The 16257-nt window shown below is 66.1% G+C and carries 15 protein-coding genes and 1 tRNA gene; 11 read left to right on the top strand and 5 right to left on the bottom strand.

Annotated features, from left to right (window positions below; translation table 11 throughout):
* The first annotated feature begins 43 nt into the window (after positions 1-43).
* Both J2808_RS00750 and J2808_RS00745 read left to right on the top strand, forming a co-directional pair.
* On the top strand, positions 44-778 hold the full coding sequence (locus tag J2808_RS00750) for a potassium channel family protein (protein WP_309810177.1): 735 nt from the start codon (positions 44-46) through the stop codon (positions 776-778).
* Positions 779-1159: 381 nt separating this feature from the next.
* Positions 1160-2125, top strand: a complete 966-nt coding sequence (locus tag J2808_RS00745) for a LysM peptidoglycan-binding domain-containing protein (protein ID WP_309810174.1) — start codon at positions 1160-1162, stop codon at positions 2123-2125.
* A 98-nt stretch (positions 2126-2223) separates the two neighbouring features.
* On the opposite strand, the gene J2808_RS00740 is transcribed toward J2808_RS00745, so the two are convergent.
* The 3 genes from J2808_RS00740 to J2808_RS00730 all read right to left on the bottom strand — a co-directional run bounded on the left by J2808_RS00740 (position 2224) and on the right by J2808_RS00730 (position 3460).
* Positions 2224-2655, bottom strand: a complete 432-nt coding sequence (locus J2808_RS00740) for a CBS domain-containing protein (protein ID WP_309810171.1) — start codon at positions 2653-2655, stop codon at positions 2224-2226.
* Between the two features lie 288 nt (positions 2656-2943).
* Positions 2944-3025, bottom strand: a tRNA-Tyr gene (locus J2808_RS00735).
* A 180-nt stretch (positions 3026-3205) separates the two neighbouring features.
* Positions 3206-3460, bottom strand: a complete 255-nt coding sequence (locus tag J2808_RS00730; protein ID WP_309811806.1) for a hypothetical protein — start codon at positions 3458-3460, stop codon at positions 3206-3208.
* Between the two features lie 202 nt (positions 3461-3662).
* Between J2808_RS00730 and J2808_RS00725 the strand changes: the two genes are divergently transcribed.
* The 4 genes from J2808_RS00725 (at position 3663) to efeB (ending at position 7788) form a co-directional block, all read left to right on the top strand.
* Positions 3663-4154, top strand: a complete 492-nt coding sequence (locus tag J2808_RS00725; protein ID WP_309810167.1) for a YajQ family cyclic di-GMP-binding protein — start codon at positions 3663-3665, stop codon at positions 4152-4154.
* Positions 4155-4395: 241 nt separating this feature from the next.
* Positions 4396-5253: an iron uptake transporter permease EfeU gene (efeU, locus tag J2808_RS00720; protein WP_309810164.1), complete on the top strand. Its 858-nt coding sequence runs from the start codon at positions 4396-4398 to the stop codon at positions 5251-5253.
* Positions 5254-5290: 37 nt separating this feature from the next.
* On the top strand, positions 5291-6499 hold the full coding sequence (efeO, locus tag J2808_RS00715) for an iron uptake system protein EfeO (protein WP_309810162.1): 1209 nt from the start codon (positions 5291-5293) through the stop codon (positions 6497-6499).
* 11 nt (positions 6500-6510) lie between these two features.
* Entirely contained in the window at positions 6511-7788 is a 1278-nt protein-coding gene (gene efeB, locus J2808_RS00710) for an iron uptake transporter deferrochelatase/peroxidase subunit (protein WP_309810159.1), read from the top strand.
* Positions 7789-7865: 77 nt separating this feature from the next.
* Here the strand turns inward: efeB and htpX are convergent, their stop codons facing one another.
* Both htpX and J2808_RS00700 read right to left on the bottom strand, forming a co-directional pair.
* On the bottom strand, positions 7866-8732 hold the full coding sequence (htpX, locus tag J2808_RS00705; RefSeq protein ID WP_309810156.1) for a zinc metalloprotease HtpX: 867 nt from the start codon (positions 8730-8732) through the stop codon (positions 7866-7868).
* Between the two features lie 71 nt (positions 8733-8803).
* A complete protein-coding gene (locus J2808_RS00700; RefSeq protein WP_309810153.1) occupies positions 8804-10075 on the bottom strand; it encodes an MFS transporter in 1272 nt (423 codons plus the stop codon).
* Between the two features lie 76 nt (positions 10076-10151).
* Here J2808_RS00700 and J2808_RS00695 point away from each other — a divergent pair, with 76 nt between their 5' ends.
* The 5 genes from J2808_RS00695 (at position 10152) to J2808_RS00675 (ending at position 16256) form a co-directional block, all read left to right on the top strand.
* Entirely contained in the window at positions 10152-10904 is a 753-nt protein-coding gene (locus tag J2808_RS00695; protein WP_309810149.1) for a hypothetical protein, read from the top strand.
* Positions 10905-10934: 30 nt separating this feature from the next.
* Positions 10935-11417, top strand: a complete 483-nt coding sequence (locus tag J2808_RS00690) for a Fur family transcriptional regulator (RefSeq protein WP_309810146.1) — start codon at positions 10935-10937, stop codon at positions 11415-11417.
* 7 nt (positions 11418-11424) lie between these two features.
* Positions 11425-12909 carry a catalase gene (locus tag J2808_RS00685; RefSeq protein WP_309810143.1) on the top strand — a complete coding sequence of 495 codons (1485 nt, stop codon included), beginning with the start codon at positions 11425-11427 and terminating at the stop codon, positions 12907-12909.
* 106 nt (positions 12910-13015) lie between these two features.
* A complete protein-coding gene (locus J2808_RS00680) occupies positions 13016-14221 on the top strand; it encodes a polysaccharide pyruvyl transferase family protein (RefSeq protein ID WP_309810138.1) in 1206 nt (401 codons plus the stop codon).
* Between the two features lie 7 nt (positions 14222-14228).
* A complete protein-coding gene (locus J2808_RS00675) occupies positions 14229-16256 on the top strand; it encodes a DUF6541 family protein (protein ID WP_309810135.1) in 2028 nt (675 codons plus the stop codon).
* Position 16257: the final 1 nt, after the last annotated feature.

Here is a 16257-nt window from a genome sequence, read left to right as displayed (position 1 = left end):
GTGGCAAATCTGTGATTCCGGGCAGCCGCGTAGGATGTGGAAAATGACGCAACAACGCTACCGGGATCTTGCCGAGTGGCCGCTGATGGGGACGGCTCTGGTGTTCCTGGCGGCCTACGCGTGGCAGGTGGTGGGCCGCGTCGAGGGCAGCGGTGCGGCATGGCTTGAAACCCTGATGTGGCTGACGTGGGGGATTTTCGCACTGGACTACGCCGCAAACCTGTGGCTGGCCGATAACCGCCGCCGCTGGTTCCTCTGGAACCTGCACGAGCTCCTGATTGTGGCGCTCCCGTTCTTCCGTCCGCTCAGGCTGCTCCGGCTGGTGACGCTGATTTCCGTACTGCACCGCACAGTGGGCGAGACCCTTCGGGGCCGGGTGGTCACCTATGTGGCCGGATCAGCGGCGCTCCTGGTGTTTGTGGGCGCGCTCGCGGTGCTGGATGTTGAACAGACTGCCCCCGACGCCAAGATCCTGACGTTCGGCGACGCCGTCTGGTGGGCCGTCACCACCATCACCACAGTGGGTTACGGCGATATGTACCCGGTGACGCCAATTGGCCGGGTGGTTGCCGCGGCTCTCATGATGAGTGGCATTGCCGTGCTGGGTGTGGTCACCGCATCCATCGCGTCCTGGCTGGTCCAGCGCGTTGAAGAGTCCACCGAGGCTGCCGCGGAATCCGCCGAGGAACCTGTGCGGGCGGAATTGGCTGATCTGGTGTCGGAGATCGCGGCGCTGCGGCGCGAAGTGGCCGAGCTGAAGGAATCCCGCGCCTCCTGACCCGCGCGTCCCGACAGGCTATCGCCGGGCGTAGGTAGTCACTCCCACAGTGCCGAGTAGGAAAATTCCGGAGGGCCAAGTATCCAGCCGGAATATTAGGGTAGCCCCTACTCGTGCCCAGCCTGCGCGTACTTCCTAGACTCGAAATTCCTAGGGCCGTACAAAGTTGCCGGCGCATCCTCCAATGCTGGGGTGGATGATGCCGCTTCATTGTGGAGCATCCGTATCTTCTGGGTATGCGGGCGCCCCCATCGTGCGCTACGCGGAGCCGGTCACAGACCGGGACCGGCGCAGCGCATCACACCCCGATCCGTCCTGCAGCCGGAGTTAGTGGCATCGCCGCCCAACCCGCTGCCGGGCCGACCCCTTGATGGGCCACCTATGAACCAGCCGACCGCAAACAACTCCGAGCCTCCCCGCCGAAACTTCGAAACAGACGCCCCCCGGGTCGATCTCATGCCAGGCCACAAACCGGTCAGCAACAAGCTTTGGGCGGGCATGGCGGGCGCCATCGTGGTCGCCTCCGTCAGCGTTGCCTCGTTGACAGGGCCCGCCGCTACAACGCCGGGGGCACCTGCACCGGCGGGGGCCATCACGACGGCGGACTCAACCGTGGTGCGCGTCACCCGGCCTCTGGCCCCCGCGCCTCTGGACGAACCCTATGCCGCCGCAACGGAGCCGGACACAGTTGATCCCGCCTCCGTTCCAAAACCGACGGCCGCGCCGGCGAAGGCCCCGGCTGCGTCTAAACCCGCGGCGGCGAGCCGTTCGAACCTTTACACGGTGGTCCCCGGCGACACCGTGGGTGGGATCGCAGCCAGGTACGGCGTGGACATGAATGCGATGCTTGCCGCCAACGGACTGAATGCCTACAGCACCATCGTTCCCGGCCAGACGCTGAAACTCACGGGTCCCGCCGTCAGGGTTTCAGCGCCCGCCCCGGCTCCCGTTGCCGCTGCGCCGGCGGCTGCACCGGCTCCTGCCCGTGCGGCGGCTCCCGCGGCCCCGGCAGCCCCTGCGGTCCGGACCATCTACGTGGCAGGTGCCGGCGGGCAGGCAATGGTCGACGCGTGCATCGGGCCGATCCATTACACGCCGAATGACGGCTACTCACTCTTCATCACAGAGCACGATTTCTGTGGCGGCTGGGCCCGGTTCTCCGGCATTGCCGTGGGTGAGACCATCAGCATCCCCGGCTACGGAACGTACAAGGCGACGGCGAGAGGCCAGGTACCAAATCCTGGCACCACGAACGACGTCCTCCGGGTATTCGGCGGATTCCCCCGGGCGATCCTGCAGACCTGCATCCCGGGGACCAGCCAGATGCTGCTGATCGCCCTGAACTGACAAGGCGGGCCCACACAAAGCTTGTCCGCGGTTCCCAGCCTTCAAGGCAAGGAACCGCGGACAAGGTCATGTTGAATGCGTTTAGTGCGGTGTTGTGCCTAGGCAGACATGTGGTGGCGCTCCGAAATGTGCTCCACCAACTCGCCCACGCGCTCCTCGCTGTAGTTGCGCGCAATGTCACCCTGGCTAAGGATGCCAACCAGTTTGTGGTCGGCGATGACCGGGAGCCGGCGGACCTGATGCCGTTCCATGATTTCGATGGCATCATCAACACTTGCATCCGCGTCCACCCAGTGAGGCTTGCCAGAGGCGAGTTCGCGGGCCATCACCTCGCGGGGATTCCGGCCTGCGGCTACGCATTTGAGCACAATGTCGCGGTCGGTGATCATGCCCCTCAACTTCCCGTCATCACCGCAGATCGGCAATGATCCGCAATCGAGGTCCAGCATCATCCGTGCGGCATCTTCGAGCGTCTGGTCTTCCTTAATACACTTGGCATCCGTAGTCATGAATTCACGTACAGCACTCATTGGTCCTCCTTCATCGATGGATGAATCGACGCAGGGCATCGGAGTCACATGCGCCGATGATGCCAGCCTACGCCCGGCCGTGAATACCTGTCGACGACGGTTCCTCCCCTGATTTTGGCCGTGCCGGCTGGCCTGTCAGCGCAAAATTCCTGGGCTTGTTCGCGGATCCCAACCGTCACGGCAAGGAGCTGCGAACAAGCTCCCGACAGGCGGTAATTCACGCCCGTCCTTGGCCGAGGGCACAAAAAAGCCTCCGGAACCTGGTGGTTCCGGAGGCTTTTCCTTGGGTGGCAGATGAGGGATTCGAACCCCCGTAGGCGTTGCCAGCTGATTTACAGTCAGCCCCCTTTGGCCGCTCGGGTAATCTGCCGAACTTCAAAAGAAGATCACCCCCGGCTGCAGTCTGCAGAACGTCCGTTTCCGGGCCGTTCCGCTTCCAGTAACCGCGGGCAAGACAACTTTACAGAACTTCTGCCGAAGAATCGAATCGAGCCTCTGCGCCACGGATACGGGCCCCAAAAGCCGTGCAATTCCGCGGAAAACCGGACTGTCAGGCTTCGCCAAGAATCCGTCCGGCCAGCTTCGCCTCGAACTTCAGAGCCTGCTCCTCGGTGATCTGATTCAGCTGGACGGCCCGCCGGAGGTCCTCGCTGACGCCATCCATCCGTGCGGAGGCGTCGGGCACCGGGCTGAAGATGATGGAGCCGGCCAGGGCTGCTGCAGCGACGGAGGTGGCGGCGGTGGCAACTGCCCCAGCGGCGACGGCGGTGGTTCGGGTGACGTAACGGACGGCGTGATGTTGCATTGCTTCCCTTTCGTGCTTCTTCCAACTCATTCAACTCTCTCCTGCCCGGCTTCGTTCCCGCAGTTCGTCCGCTATGAGGGAACTGTGAATCCACTCGTGCCTGCTCCGCGGTAGCGCCAGAGCCGATCCGTATTAGGCTGGAATACAGAGATCCACGCCCTGCACAGGCATTTTCAGGGCACCCACCAGCACAAGGAGAGTCATGGCAGGCGAGTCAACGTTCGACGTCGTAAGCAAAGTGGACAAGCAGGAAGTAGCCAACGCGCTGCACCAGGCGCAGAAGGAACTTGTCCAGCGCTACGACTTCAAGGGTGTGGGCGCCGAGGTCGATTTCAGCGGCGAGAAGATCCTGATGAAGGCCAACTCGGAGGAGCGCGTCCTGGCAGTGCTGGACGTGCTCCAGTCCAAGCTGATCCGCCGCGGCATCTCCCTGAAGTCCCTGGACACCGGCGAGCCGTTCGCCTCCGGCAAGGAATTCCGGCTGGAAGCTTCCATCAAGGAAGGCATCGAGCAGGATCTGGCCAAGAAGATCAACAAGCTGATCCGCGACGAGGGACCAAAGGGCGTCAAGTCCCAGATCCAGGGCGACGAACTCCGCGTCTCATCCAAGTCCCGCGATGACCTGCAGGCCACCATGAACCTGCTGAAGGACTTCGAAGAAGCGGACCTGCAGTTCGTTAACTTCCGCAGCTAGCCACACACATACGGCGCAGCGCCGCCCGACCAAGGTCCGGGGACCACCCATTCTGGTGGTCCCCGGACCTTTTTCGTGTCCACAAGCCAGTTTCAGCGCATCAGGGGTCCCCGCCAGATCCGCAATTCCCCATCGAAGTTCGTAATTAGCGCATATCAGTTTTGCTTAATGCCGTCCCGGGAGTATCTTCGGGGGTTAGGTGAGCCTTAGCTTGGTTCCATCATCCCGAAAGTACCGGACCATGACCGCAAATTTCCTGATCGGCCTCCGCGAAGGCCTCGAAGCCTCGCTGATCGTTGTGCTGCTGCTCGCCTACCTGGTCAAGACAGGCCGCCGCTACCTCATCCCCCGCATCTGGGCGGGCGTAGGTCTCGCTGCGGGGCTCTCCATCGGCTTCGGTGCGCTGCTCACCTTCGGACCGCGCGGCCTGACGTTCGAGGCCCAGGAGGCCATCGGCGGCGGCCTTTCCATCGTGGCGGTCGGGCTGGTCACGTGGATGGTGTTCTGGATGGCCCGGACCGCCCGATCGCTCGGGCAGGACCTGCGCAGCAGCGTCGACAAGGCCGCGGCCGGCGGCGGCTGGGGACTGGTCATAGTTGCCGCCCTCGCCGTGGGCAGGGAGGGCCTGGAAACGGCCCTCTTCCTGTGGGCCGCCGCCCAGGCCACCGGCGAGTCCACAGTGCCGCTGCTCGGCGCCCTGCTGGGGTTGCTGGTCGCCGCAGGACTGGGATACCTCCTCCACCGCGGCGTGCTCAAGGTCAATCTCTCGCGCTTTTTCACCTGGACAGGGGCCGCCCTGATTATCATCGCGGGCGGCGTCCTCGCCTACGGCATCCACGACCTGCAGGAGGCCGGCATCCTGCCGGGGCTGCACCTGCTGGCCTTCGACGTCTCGGCCGCCGTCCCGCCATCGTCCTGGTACGGCACGCTGCTGAAGGGGACGCTGAACTTCTCCCCCGCCACCACCTGGCTCGAAGCGTCCGCTTGGGTCCTATACGTCATACCCACGCTCTACCTCTACTTCACCGCGCACCGCCGAAACACCCGCCGGGCGGCTGTCCCCACCGCCGGCCAGCCGGTCAAAGCCACCAACCCCTAACAGCATCCCTCCCCACGCACCCCCTCAAGGACCCCTCATGACTGTTTCCCCCCGCCCACCCCGACCTCCCCGCCAGCGGACCCTTCGCGGCCTCCGCTCCCGGCTGAACCTGCTGGCCGGCATCGCCCTGATCCCGCTCGCGCTGGCCGGCTGCACGGACAACGCCAAGCCGTCGGCGGCCGCCGACGGGCCCATCACGGTTTCCAGCACCAGCGACGCCTGCAAAGTCTCCGCCGCGGAGGCTCCCAGCGGGAACCTCACCTTCTCCGTCAAGAACGACGGCGATCAGGTCACCGAGTTCTATCTGCTCGCAGAGGACGGTCTGCGCATCGTGGGCGAGGTCGAAAACATCGGCCCCGGCATCAGCCGCAACCTGGTGGTCACCGCTCCCGCCGGAAAATATGTCACCGCCTGCAAGCCGGGCATGGAGGGTGACGGCATCCGGTCCGGATTCACGGTCAAGGACTCCGGCACCGCCATAGCCGTCGACACCGACCTGAAGCGGCTCACCGACACGGCCACGGCCCAGTACACGGCGTACGTGAAGGACCAGACCGAGCAGCTGCTGGCAGGCACCAAGACCTTCGCCGCAGCATTCGCCGCCGGCGACGCCGCCAAGGCCCGGGACCTGTACGCCGCCACCCGCCTGCACTGGGAGCGGATTGAACCCGTGGCGGAGTCCTTCGGGGACCTTGACCCCAAACTGGACCTCCGCGAGGCAGACCTGCAGCCGGGCGAAGCCTGGACCGGCTGGCACCGTGCGGAGAAGGACCTGTTCCCGCCGGCCGGCTACACCGCCATGACCGCCGCCGAACGGGCCAAGATCGCCGCCCAGCTCGTAACGGACACCGAAGACCTGTTCACCCGTACCCGCACCGTGGAGCTGACGGCCGACAAGCTGGGCAACGGCGCCAAGGAACTGCTGGACGAAGTGGCGACCGGCAAGGTCACCGGCGAAGAGGAAGCCTGGTCGCACACGGACCTGTGGGATTTCCAGGCCAACGTGGACGGCGCCCGGATCGCCTTCGAAAACCTGCGCCCGGTCCTGGACCAGAAGCAGCCTGAGCTGGCCAAAGAGCTTGAGACCAAGTTCGCGGCGCTGCAAACTGAGCTGTCGAAGTACGCCAAGGGTGACGGATTTGTGTACTACGACGAGCTCACGCCGGACCAGGTCCAGAAGCTGGCAACCCTGGTGGACTCCCTCGGCGAGCCGCTCTCCAACCTGACCGCCGCCGTCGTCCTCTAGGCAGGGAAGCAATGACAAAAGTCTCGCGCCGCGGGCTCCTCGCCCTGGCCGGCGCCGGTGGGGCCGGGGCAGCTGCCGGCCTCGCCGCGGGCTTCCTGGGCCATGACGCCGTGGCGGGCACAGGCGCGGCCCCGCAGCCAGCAAGCGACACGGTCCCGTTCCACGGCGACCGGCAGGCGGGCATCACCACGCCGGCCCAGGACAGGCTGCATATGGCGGCCTTCGACGTAATCACGGATGACCGCGAAGAGCTCATCGCGCTGCTCAAAGAGTGGACCGCTGCTGCCGCCGCGATGACGGCGGGCAAGGAAGCGGGCACCACCGGCGCAGTCAACGGACCGTACGATGCCCCGCCCGAAGATACCGGGGAGGCTCTGGGACTGACCGCGGGCAGGCTGACGCTGACCTTCGGCTTCGGTCCGACGCTGTTCGAAAAGGACGGTGCGGCCCGCTTCGGCCTGGCGGGCCGCCGGCCGGCTGCCCTGATCGACCTGCCGCACTTTCCGGGCGATGACCTCCAGGAACAGCGCACCGGCGGGGACCTGGTGGTCCAGGCCTGTTCCGACGACCCCCAGGTGGCAGTCCATGCCATCCGGAACCTGGCCCGCATCGCGTTCGGCAAAGCGCATGTCCGCTGGTCCCAGCTGGGCTTCGGACGAACGTCCTCCACTTCGCGGGCCCAGCAGACGCCGCGGAACCTTTTCGGCTTCAAGGACGGCACCAACAACGTCAAGTCCGAAGATTCAGCACTGCTGGACGAGCACGTCTGGGTGCCTGCCGGCGCACCGGCCCCGGAAGCGTGGATGGAGGGCGGCAGCTACCTCGTGGCCCGCCGCATCCGGATGCACATCGAGATCTGGGACCGGACCTCGCTGCGCGAACAGGAGGGCCTGATCGGCAGGACCAAGTCCGAGGGTGCCCCGCTCTCCGGCGGAACGGAATTCACCGCTCCCGACTTCGCCGCCATGGGCCGGGCCAGCGAGCCGCTGATCGCCGCCGACGCGCATGTCCGGATAGCCCACCCCGGGCAGAACAAGGGCGTGCGGATGCTGCGCCGCGGCTACAACTTCACCGACGGCTCGGACGGCCTGGGGCACCTCGACGCCGGCCTGTTCTTCATCGCCTTCGTGAAGGACCCGCGCTCGCACTACGTGCCCATGCAGACCGCCATGGCCCGGCAGGACACGCTGTCCGTGGAGTACCTGGTGCACACGGGCTCCGGGCTGTTCGCCGTTCCGCCCGGCATCCGCCCCGGCGGCTTTGTGGGCGAGGGGTTGTTCTCCGCCTAGCTTTCCGTTCGGACCAGTTCGGACCGGTTTTGTCCATCCGGAACTACGACGGCGGCACCCGGGTTATTCGGCTGCCCTCAGTTGAGCGGCCGCCCCGCCATCCGTTCCAGCCGTGCGATCCGGTCACGCATGGGCGGGTGCGTCGCGAACAGCTTGGTCATCGCGCCGCCGCGGAACGGGTTGGCGATCATCAGGTGCGAGGTGTTGACGAGCTTCTGGTCATGCGGGAGCGGAGCAATCCGGACACCCTGCTCGATCTTGGCCAGGGCTGAGGCGAGCGCCAGCGGATCGCCGGTGAGCTGCGAACCGTCCTCGTCGGCGTCGTACTCCCTGGTCCGGGAAATGGCGAGCTGGATCAGGGAGGCGGCAAACGGGGCCAGGAGCGCCATTGCCAGCATGGCCAGCGGGTTGGAGTTGCGCCGGTCGCCGCCGAAGAACAGCAGCATCTGGCCCACCGACGTGATGACGCCGGCCACCGCGGCGGCCACCGAGGATGTGAGGATGTCCCGGTTGTACACGTGCATCAGCTCGTGCCCCAGGACACCGCGCAGCTCCCGGGCGTCGAGCAGCTGCAGGATCCCTTCGGTGCAGCAGACGGCGGCGTTTTTGGGATTCCTGCCCGTGGCGAACGCGTTCGGATTCATGGTGGGCGAGAGGTAGATGCGCGGCATGGGCTGGTTGGCCCGGACGGAGAGTTCCCGGACGATCTGGTACAGCTGCGGTGCCTGCGCCTCGGTCACGGGGTAGGCCTGCATGGAGCGGATGGCGATCTTGTCACTGTTCCAGTAGCCGTAAGCCGTGGTGGCCACGCCGATCACGGCCATGATCCAGATGGGAGCGGAGCTGCGGGTGTTGAGCCCGATCAGGCCGCCCAGGCCCAGCAGCACAGCCCAGAGCACACCGAACAGCGCTGCAGTCTTGAGGCCGTTGTAATGCTTGTGCACGTCCACTCCTCCATATCGCCCAGACCGCCCTGTGAATATCTCGGGGACAGATCGCTCCAGGAACCGGGGCCCTACGGCACAGGGTTGTGGGCATCGTACTTCCGGAAACCCGGCTGGAGCTGCGCCGCCAGCCAGGCCACCACTACGCACAACGCCCCGCCCAGGAGCAGGACCCAGCCCTCACTCAAAATCTTAGTCCCGCCGCCTGCCAGCAGGTCCCCCACGCGAGGGCCGCCGGCCACCACCACGATGAACACCCCCTGGAGCCGTCCCCGCAGATGGTCCGGGGTGGCGGCCTGCAGGATGGTGTTGCGGAAGACGGCACTGATGGAGTCTGCGATCCCGGCCAGGGCACAGCACAGAGCCGCCGGCAGCAACCACAGGGTGGCCCCGCCGTCGTCCGTCCGGCCGGCCAGGAGCACCACCACTCCGAAGCCCGCTATCGAGGCGCCCCATCCCATCACCGACCACACCACCGCACTCCCCTGCCACCGGACCCGGCCCAGCGGCCCGGAGAAGAGACCGGCCAGGAACGCGCCGACGGCAGTGGAGGCCAGCAGGATGCCCACCGTGGATTCGCCGCCGCCGATCATCAGCGCAGCGATGGCGGGCATCAGGGCCCGCGGCTGGGCCAGGATCATGGCCACGAGGTCGATGATGAAGGTCATCCGCAGGTTGGGCCGTGTGCTCAGGAAACGGAACCCTTCGATGACCGACCGGATCCCGGCCCGCCCGGCACTCCCCGACGCCGGCATCGACGGCAACCGGAATACGGCCCACAGGACAAACACAAAGCAGATGAAGTCAATGGTGTAGGTCCAGCCGAATCCCACCCACGCCACCAGCACGCCGGCCAGCAGCGGCCCCACCGTCATGGCCAGTCCAAACGACATCATGCTCAGCGCGTTCGCTGCCGGGAGCAGTTCCTTGCGGATCAGGGTGGGGATGATGGCACTTCGCGCAGGCTGGTTAATCGCCTGGGCACCACTCTGCAGCGCGACCAGGAGGTAGAGAATCCAGACGTTTCCCAGCTGCAGCCAGGACTGGATTGCGATCAGGCCGGTGGTGAGCCAGAGGACCGAGGTGGCGAGCAGCGCCACGGTGCGGCGGTTGTGGGAATCGGCGATGGACCCGCCCAGCAGCCCGCCGAACACCAGCGGCACCAGCGCGAAGACGCCCAGCAGCCCCACGTAGAAGCTGTCCTGCGTGAGCCGGTAGACCTCCAGGCTGACGGCTACCAGGGTGAGCTGGCTGCCGACGGCGGCCACTGCGGAGCCCAGCCAGAGACGGCGGAAGGCAGGGCTCTCCCGGAGCGGTGTGATGTCGGCCAGTAATTTCCCCACCCCGCAACCCTAATGGGACGTCCGTGTCCCGGGGCGCCACACGCTTGGTATCCTCAGGCGGGGAAAGGAGGTGCTTATGAGTCTGTCCAGGCGGCTTCTTTACGCATCTGACATCTGGGAGATTGTCCGGCCCCGGACCGCGCTGACCGCCGGCCATCTGCTCATCCGGCTCACCAACCCCGCCGTTGCCTTTGACCTTCGCTCCGCCGCCGACTGGCTGCTGTGCCACGATGCCGCCCGGCGCGCCCTCGCCGAGGTCCTCGGCGCCACGCGCTGCACGGTGCTGTTTGCACACCAGTGGCACCCGATCGGGGCCTCGATCGGCGAGCCGGAGGTGGAGTCCTCCACCCCCACGTTTCACCTGTTCGGGCGCTGGGACGGCGAGCCGGTCACCCCGGGACACCAGTTGCTTCTTCCCACCCAGCGCCGTGTGCCTGCCTCCGCGGACGGGCTCGTGGAGTACGACGGCGGCCTCCGCGCCGCGCTGCGCCGCCTCGCTGTGGAGCGGTCAGCCGCCGCGTCCGAGATTCCGGAGGACGTCCCTCTGCCAGGGCTGGCGGCGTCCCCTCCCCCGGCGAAGGCCGGCCCGCACCACATTGTCCTGTCGCCGGAGTCGGACGGACCGCTGACCTCCGGGCACCTGCTGGCGCTCGCCGCCGCGCTGCAGGGGCTGACGGAACGCCGCGGCGTCACCGGCCTGAGCTGTGTGGTGCCGGATCCGGGCTCCGGACGGCTGGAAGTCCACGCCCTTGGCCGCTCGGCAGGCGAGTCCGTCAACCCCCTGCAGGAGTTTCTCGCGTTGCCGAAAGTTAGCCAAGCCTTATTGTGATGAACTCATAATAAGTGTTTCAATAGAAGCATGACGGAACACTTTGGCGGCCACGACGCATGGGCTGCTGCCCTGCGCTCCCATGGCCGCCGCGTAACCAAGCAGCGGCTCGCCGTGCTGAACGCCGTCGAACACCACCCCCACTCCCCGGCGGAGAGTATCCTTGCCGCTGCACGCACCGAACTCCCTGAGCTCACCGCGCAGTCTGTCTACGTGGTCCTCGGGGACCTGACCGACCTCCACATGCTGCGCCGCTTCGAGCCCCCGCACTCCCCCGCCCTGTACGAGACGCGCGTCGGCGACAACCACCACCACGCCATCTGCATCAGCTGCGGGCGCGTCGAAGACGTCGAATGCGCCGTCGGGCACGCCCCGTGCCTTACCCCGCACTGGGATGAGAACGCCAAGCCGATGACCATCCAGATTGCAGATGTGATGTACCAGGGCATCTGCCAGGACTGCCAGCAGTCCCAAAAACTTCCTTCCGAACGTAACCAAGTAACAGAGAAATAGGAGAACAATGACTGCCATTTCAACAACCCAGTCAGGTGCACCCGTCACGTCCGACGCGCACTCCCAGTCAGTTGGTGCCGACGGTGCCATCATCCTGACTGACCACTACCTGATCGAAAAGCTGGCCCAGTTCAACCGCGAGCGCGTGCCGGAGCGCGTAGTGCACGCCAAGGGCGGCGGCGCGTTCGGTACGTTCAAGACCACCTCGGACGTCTCCAAGTACACCAAGGCAGCGTTCCTGCAGCCGGGCACCGAGACGGACATGCTGATCCGCTTCTCCTCCGTTGCCGGCGAGAGCGGCTCCCCTGACACCTGGCGCGATCCCCGCGGCTTCGCCGTCAAGTTCTACACCTCCGAGGGCAACTACGACCTCGTGGGCAACAACACTCCCGTCTTCTTCATCCGCGACGGCATCAAGTTCCCGGACTTCATCCACTCCCAGAAGCGCCTCCCGGGCACCCACCTGCGCGACGCCGACATGCAGTGGGACTTCTGGACCCTGTCCCCCGAGTCCGCACACCAGGTCACCTGGCTCATGGGCGACCGCGGCCTGCCGGCTTCCTGGCGTGAAATGCAGGGCTACGGCTCGCACACCTACCAGTGGATCAACGCCGAGGGCGAGCGCTTCTGGGTCAAGTACCACTTCAAGTCCAACCAGGGCGTCAAGGCCATGACCGGCGATCAGGCCGAAGAACTGGCCGGCTCGGACGCGGACTTCTACATCCGCGACCTGCAGGAAAACATCGCCGAGGGCAACTTCCCGTCCTGGGAACTGCACGTCCAGGTCATGCCCTACGAGGACGCCAAGACGTACCGCTTCAACCCGTTCGACCTCACCAAGGTGTGGCCGCACGCTGACTACCCGCTGATCCACGTGGGCACCATGGAGCTGAACAAGAACCCGGAGAACTACTTCGCGCAGATCGAGCAGGCCGCCTTCGCGCCGTCGAACTTCGTGCCGGGCATCGCCGCCTCGCCGGACAAGATGCTGCAGGCCCGCATCTTCTCCTACGCCGACGCACACCGCTACCGCGTGGGCACCAACCACGCCCAGATCCCGGTGAACCAGCCCAAGAGCCAGGTCAACAACTACAGCCAGGACGGCGCCGGGCGTTACCAGTTCAACGCTCCCTCCGTTCCGGTGTACGCACCGAACTCCGTGGGCGGCCCTGCCGCTGTTGAGCCGGCATCCCCCGCCGGTGGCTGGGAGAACGACGGCGAGCTGACGCTTTCCGCGCACTCCCTCCGTGCCGAGGACGGCGACTTCGTCCAGGCCGGTACCCTGTACCGCGAAGTGTTCGACGACGGCGCCAAGGCCCGCCTGCTCGAGACCATCACCGGTGCCGTGGGCGGCGTGAAGACCGCCGAAATCAAGGAACGCGCCATCCAGTACTGGACCAACGTTGACGCCGAACTCGGCGCCAAGCTGCGCGCCAACCTGGGCGCCGGCGCTGCTGCTTCCGACGCTGAGGCTGCCAACAAGATCGGCTAGTCAGTCCTCTCGCGGCCCTGAGCCGCACTGCGGAACACCCCGACGCGGAGCACCGCGGCGGGGTGTTCTTTCGCCACGGCACGAGCGCGCCACTATAGTCGGGTGAATGAGTTCGGGAATCATTTACCTGGTGGGCACCTCCGGCCACCCCAATTTCGGCGATGAGTTTATTGCCGCCGCGTGGCTGAAATACCTGGCTGTAGCTCGGCCCGACACCGACGTCTGGCTGGACAGCCCCCAGCCCGGTATGGCGCAGGTGCTGTTCGAGGGCATGCATCCTCGGCTTCGCGTCACCAACACCCTCTGGCGCCTGGTGCACGAGAGCGCAGAGTTCCCGGCCGACGTGGCGGCGAAAAACATCCGCGAACGCGTCACAGGTTTGGGCACCCCGGCGTACGATCTGGGCATCATCAAGATGCGGGAAGCCGAGTCGCTCCACCTAATCGGCGGGGGCTTTGTCAATGACACCTGGCCGCACCACGCCGGCCTCATCGCCGGCATGCGGGCCGTCAGCGAACTGACCGGTGCCCGGCTCTTCGCCACCGGACAGGGCCTCATGCCGGCTCTTACTCCGATCCCGGGGGAAACTCCCCTGTTCAAGAACTTCGGGTACGCCAGGGCGCGCGACGCCCCCAGCGCGGCCGCCCACGGGTTGGAACTGGGCCTCGACGACGCCTTCTTGGGCATTGCCGGAGAAATCGGGCGCAACGAAGCTCCTGCCGGGCTTTATGTGTGCATCCAACGCGACATGGCTGATCCGGGACGGTTCCAGGCCGCGGTGGAACTGGCAAGGTCAGAAATCCAACTCGCCAGCAGGCGGGGAATCAAGGCCTTCTATGTCGAGGCGATTCCGGGAGCCGACCGGGCCGCCTACGAATGCCTGGACGATCTCATCCCGGAATCCCGGTTTGTGCCGTTCGCCCAGGTGTGGACCGATGGCCTCCCGCTTTCCGCTGAGCAAACCTGGGTCACGACCCGTTTCCATCTCCACCTGCTGGCGGCAGCCGTGGGTGCCCGCGGTATTGCTGTCGGGGTGAAAGAGGGCTACTACGACGTCAAGCACGAGTCGCTGGCCGCTCTGGGTAGCGGCTGGTCCGTTGCCCTGGACGGCGACACTCCAGCGATCCCGCAGCAGCGCGGAAAGCTGAGGGATGACCTGCCTGCACTCAGCGCGCAGAAGCGTGAAGAGGCCGGCAATATCTATCCACTACTGGACGGCAAGAGCGGATCCCTCACAGCCGGGGCCGGCAAGCTTTTTAACAAAGCGTTGGCCGCTTCCCGGAAGAACAAGATCCGGTCCGGAGCGCGCTGACACACCCATGCTGACTTGGCTTCTTGAGCTGCTTCCCCACGCTCTGACCGTAGTTCTTCTTGTCGCCGTATCTTTCCTTCCGGGACTGCTGGTCCTCCTGCCGCTGAAACCGGGCCTGCCCGCCGCCATCGCCCTCGGGCCGGCCATCAGCCTTCTGATATTCCTGGCCGGAAGCCTCGTGACGGACTCCATGGGCGTGCCATGGAACGCCGCCACGGCCGCCCTTACTGCCGTGCCGCCGGTCCTTGCCGCTTGGCTGATAGGGAGGCGGTTCAGCCTCCGCTCACCGCTGTGTCCCGCAGGCCTCGGCTTGCCGGTGAAACTTGCTGTCGGTGTGGGTGTGGCCATCGGTTCCGTGGTGACCTGCCTGGCGCTGCTCCGAGGAATCGGCGACCCCGCCACAGTTTCGCAGGGTTGGGATCCAATCTTCCATCTGAACGTGCTGCGGTGGATCCAAGAGTCCGGCAGTGCCACGCCGTGGGGCGTGGCTCCCATATTCGGTGCCGGCCGGCCCACGTACTACCCCACGGGCTGGCACAGCTTTGTGTCGCTTGTCCCCGGCAGCCTGACGGAAACGGCCAACCTGTCCTCGCTCGTCATTGGCGGCATTATCTGGCCCATCGGCCTGACCTTCCTCGCCTCGGCGGTCCTGCCCCGGCACCCGGTGGCCTGGGCACTGACACCGCTGTTCGCGGCCTCGTTCGTCAGCTTTCCTTACTCGCAGCTGCTCCGCAGCGGCCAGTGGCCCAACGGTCTCGCCACGGCCCTGGTCCCGGCAGCTGTGGCCCTCTGCGTCCTGATTCTGAGGCGCCTGACCTCCGCAGAGCGGGCCAGCACGCCGGCCCGGGAGCATGTCCTCCCTGCCGCTGTGCTGGCCGCCGTCCTCGGCGGCTGTGTTGCCGCGCACCCGAGTGCCGTCTTTGCCACAGCAGTTGCTGTTTTGCCCTTCGTGGCAGCCGGTTTGCTGCCGCTCTTTGTGCGAGGTGCTCGCAGCCGCCCCTGGCGTGCGGTCGCCGCGGCCGGAGCCTCCATTGCTGCCGCGGCGGCGGCCTACTCTGTGCTGGCCGACTCCCGGGTGCTCGCCGGTGTGATGGCCTACCCGCGGGCGGTGCGGGCAGAAGTCCCGGATTCACTGCTTCTGGCGTTCTTCGACCTTCCGAGGTTTCCGGCCCTGTCCCCGACTGCTCCGGACGATTTCAACCTCGCAGTGGGGCTGCTTGTGATCCTTGGCGGTGCCGCGGCGGTCCTTATCAGGGATGCGAGGCCGCTTGCCGTCTCCTGGCTGGCCTTTGTCGCACTCTATGTGCTTGCCGCCGGACCTGAAACCGCGCTGCGGTGGCTGACGGGCTTCTGGTACAAGGACACGCAAAGGATCGCCCCGTTCATCGCGATGACGGGCAGCCTGCTGGCGGCCCTTGCCATCGCGGTGCTGGCGAGGGCCGCTCATCGGGCAGTCTCGGCGCGGCTGCCTTCCGCCCGCACCGTTGGCAGGAGGACTCTTCCGGCGATCCTCGTCGCCCTGTCCGTTGCCGTCGTGACGTGCGGAATGTATTGGGGGTCGGGGAGCTATCGGTCGGTGGAGCGGGTGGCAGTGGCCGCACAGAACTACGTGGTGTCCGACAAGCCTGGCACCGGCGTCCTCTCCAGGGGCGAACAGGACTTCATACAGCGGTCCGGCGCGATGCTTCCGGCCGACGCAGTGGTCATCGGGGACCCGTTCAATGGCGAAACCTACTTCTACGCCCTAACCGGACGGCACGTGGTGTACACGCAGCTCGGGTCCCCGACGTCCGGGAGTCCTGCCAAGGAACTGCTCCGCACCGGGTTCAACCGACTTGCGACCGACAAGTCGATCTGCAAGGCAGTGCTCGACGTCGGAGCCACACACTTCTACGAGGACGTTCCAGGTGCATCCCACGGCAGTGCGAGCCTGAAGCGATGGCCCGGCTTCTACAACGTGCCCACCGGCCGAGGCTTGGAGAAAGTGGCGTCAGCTGATGGCCGCACCCTCTACAAGATCACGGCCTGCGGCTAGG

It is taken from the genome of Pseudarthrobacter sulfonivorans (assembly GCF_031454915.1).
In the GTDB taxonomy this organism is placed as follows: Bacteria; Actinomycetota; Actinomycetes; order Actinomycetales; family Micrococcaceae; genus Arthrobacter; species Arthrobacter sulfonivorans_C.
This window is presented reverse-complemented; position numbering and strand designations above follow the sequence as displayed.

What these genes read in the sequence shown, in the direction of transcription:
- J2808_RS00750 (WP_309810177.1), top strand. Translation starts at nt 44, where the DNA reads ATGACGCAACAACGCTACCGGGATCTTGCCGAGTGGCCGCTGATGGGG.
- J2808_RS00745 (WP_309810174.1), top strand. Translation starts at nt 1,160, where the DNA reads ATGAACCAGCCGACCGCAAACAACTCCGAGCCTCCCCGCCGAAACTTC.
- J2808_RS00740 (WP_309810171.1), bottom strand. Translation starts at nt 2,655, where the DNA reads ATGAGTGCTGTACGTGAATTCATGACTACGGATGCCAAGTGTATTAAG.
- J2808_RS00730 (WP_309811806.1), bottom strand. Translation starts at nt 3,460, where the DNA reads ATGCAACATCACGCCGTCCGTTACGTCACCCGAACCACCGCCGTCGCC.
- J2808_RS00725 (WP_309810167.1), top strand. Translation starts at nt 3,663, where the DNA reads ATGGCAGGCGAGTCAACGTTCGACGTCGTAAGCAAAGTGGACAAGCAG.
- efeU (WP_309810164.1), top strand. Translation starts at nt 4,396, where the DNA reads ATGACCGCAAATTTCCTGATCGGCCTCCGCGAAGGCCTCGAAGCCTCG.
- efeO (WP_309810162.1), top strand. Translation starts at nt 5,291, where the DNA reads ATGACTGTTTCCCCCCGCCCACCCCGACCTCCCCGCCAGCGGACCCTT.
- efeB (WP_309810159.1), top strand. Translation starts at nt 6,511, where the DNA reads ATGACAAAAGTCTCGCGCCGCGGGCTCCTCGCCCTGGCCGGCGCCGGT.
- J2808_RS00695 (WP_309810149.1), top strand. Translation starts at nt 10,152, where the DNA reads ATGAGTCTGTCCAGGCGGCTTCTTTACGCATCTGACATCTGGGAGATT.
- J2808_RS00690 (WP_309810146.1), top strand. Translation starts at nt 10,935, where the DNA reads ATGACGGAACACTTTGGCGGCCACGACGCATGGGCTGCTGCCCTGCGC.
- J2808_RS00685 (WP_309810143.1), top strand. Translation starts at nt 11,425, where the DNA reads ATGACTGCCATTTCAACAACCCAGTCAGGTGCACCCGTCACGTCCGAC.
- J2808_RS00680 (WP_309810138.1), top strand. Translation starts at nt 13,016, where the DNA reads ATGAGTTCGGGAATCATTTACCTGGTGGGCACCTCCGGCCACCCCAAT.
- J2808_RS00675 (WP_309810135.1), top strand. Translation starts at nt 14,229, where the DNA reads ATGCTGACTTGGCTTCTTGAGCTGCTTCCCCACGCTCTGACCGTAGTT.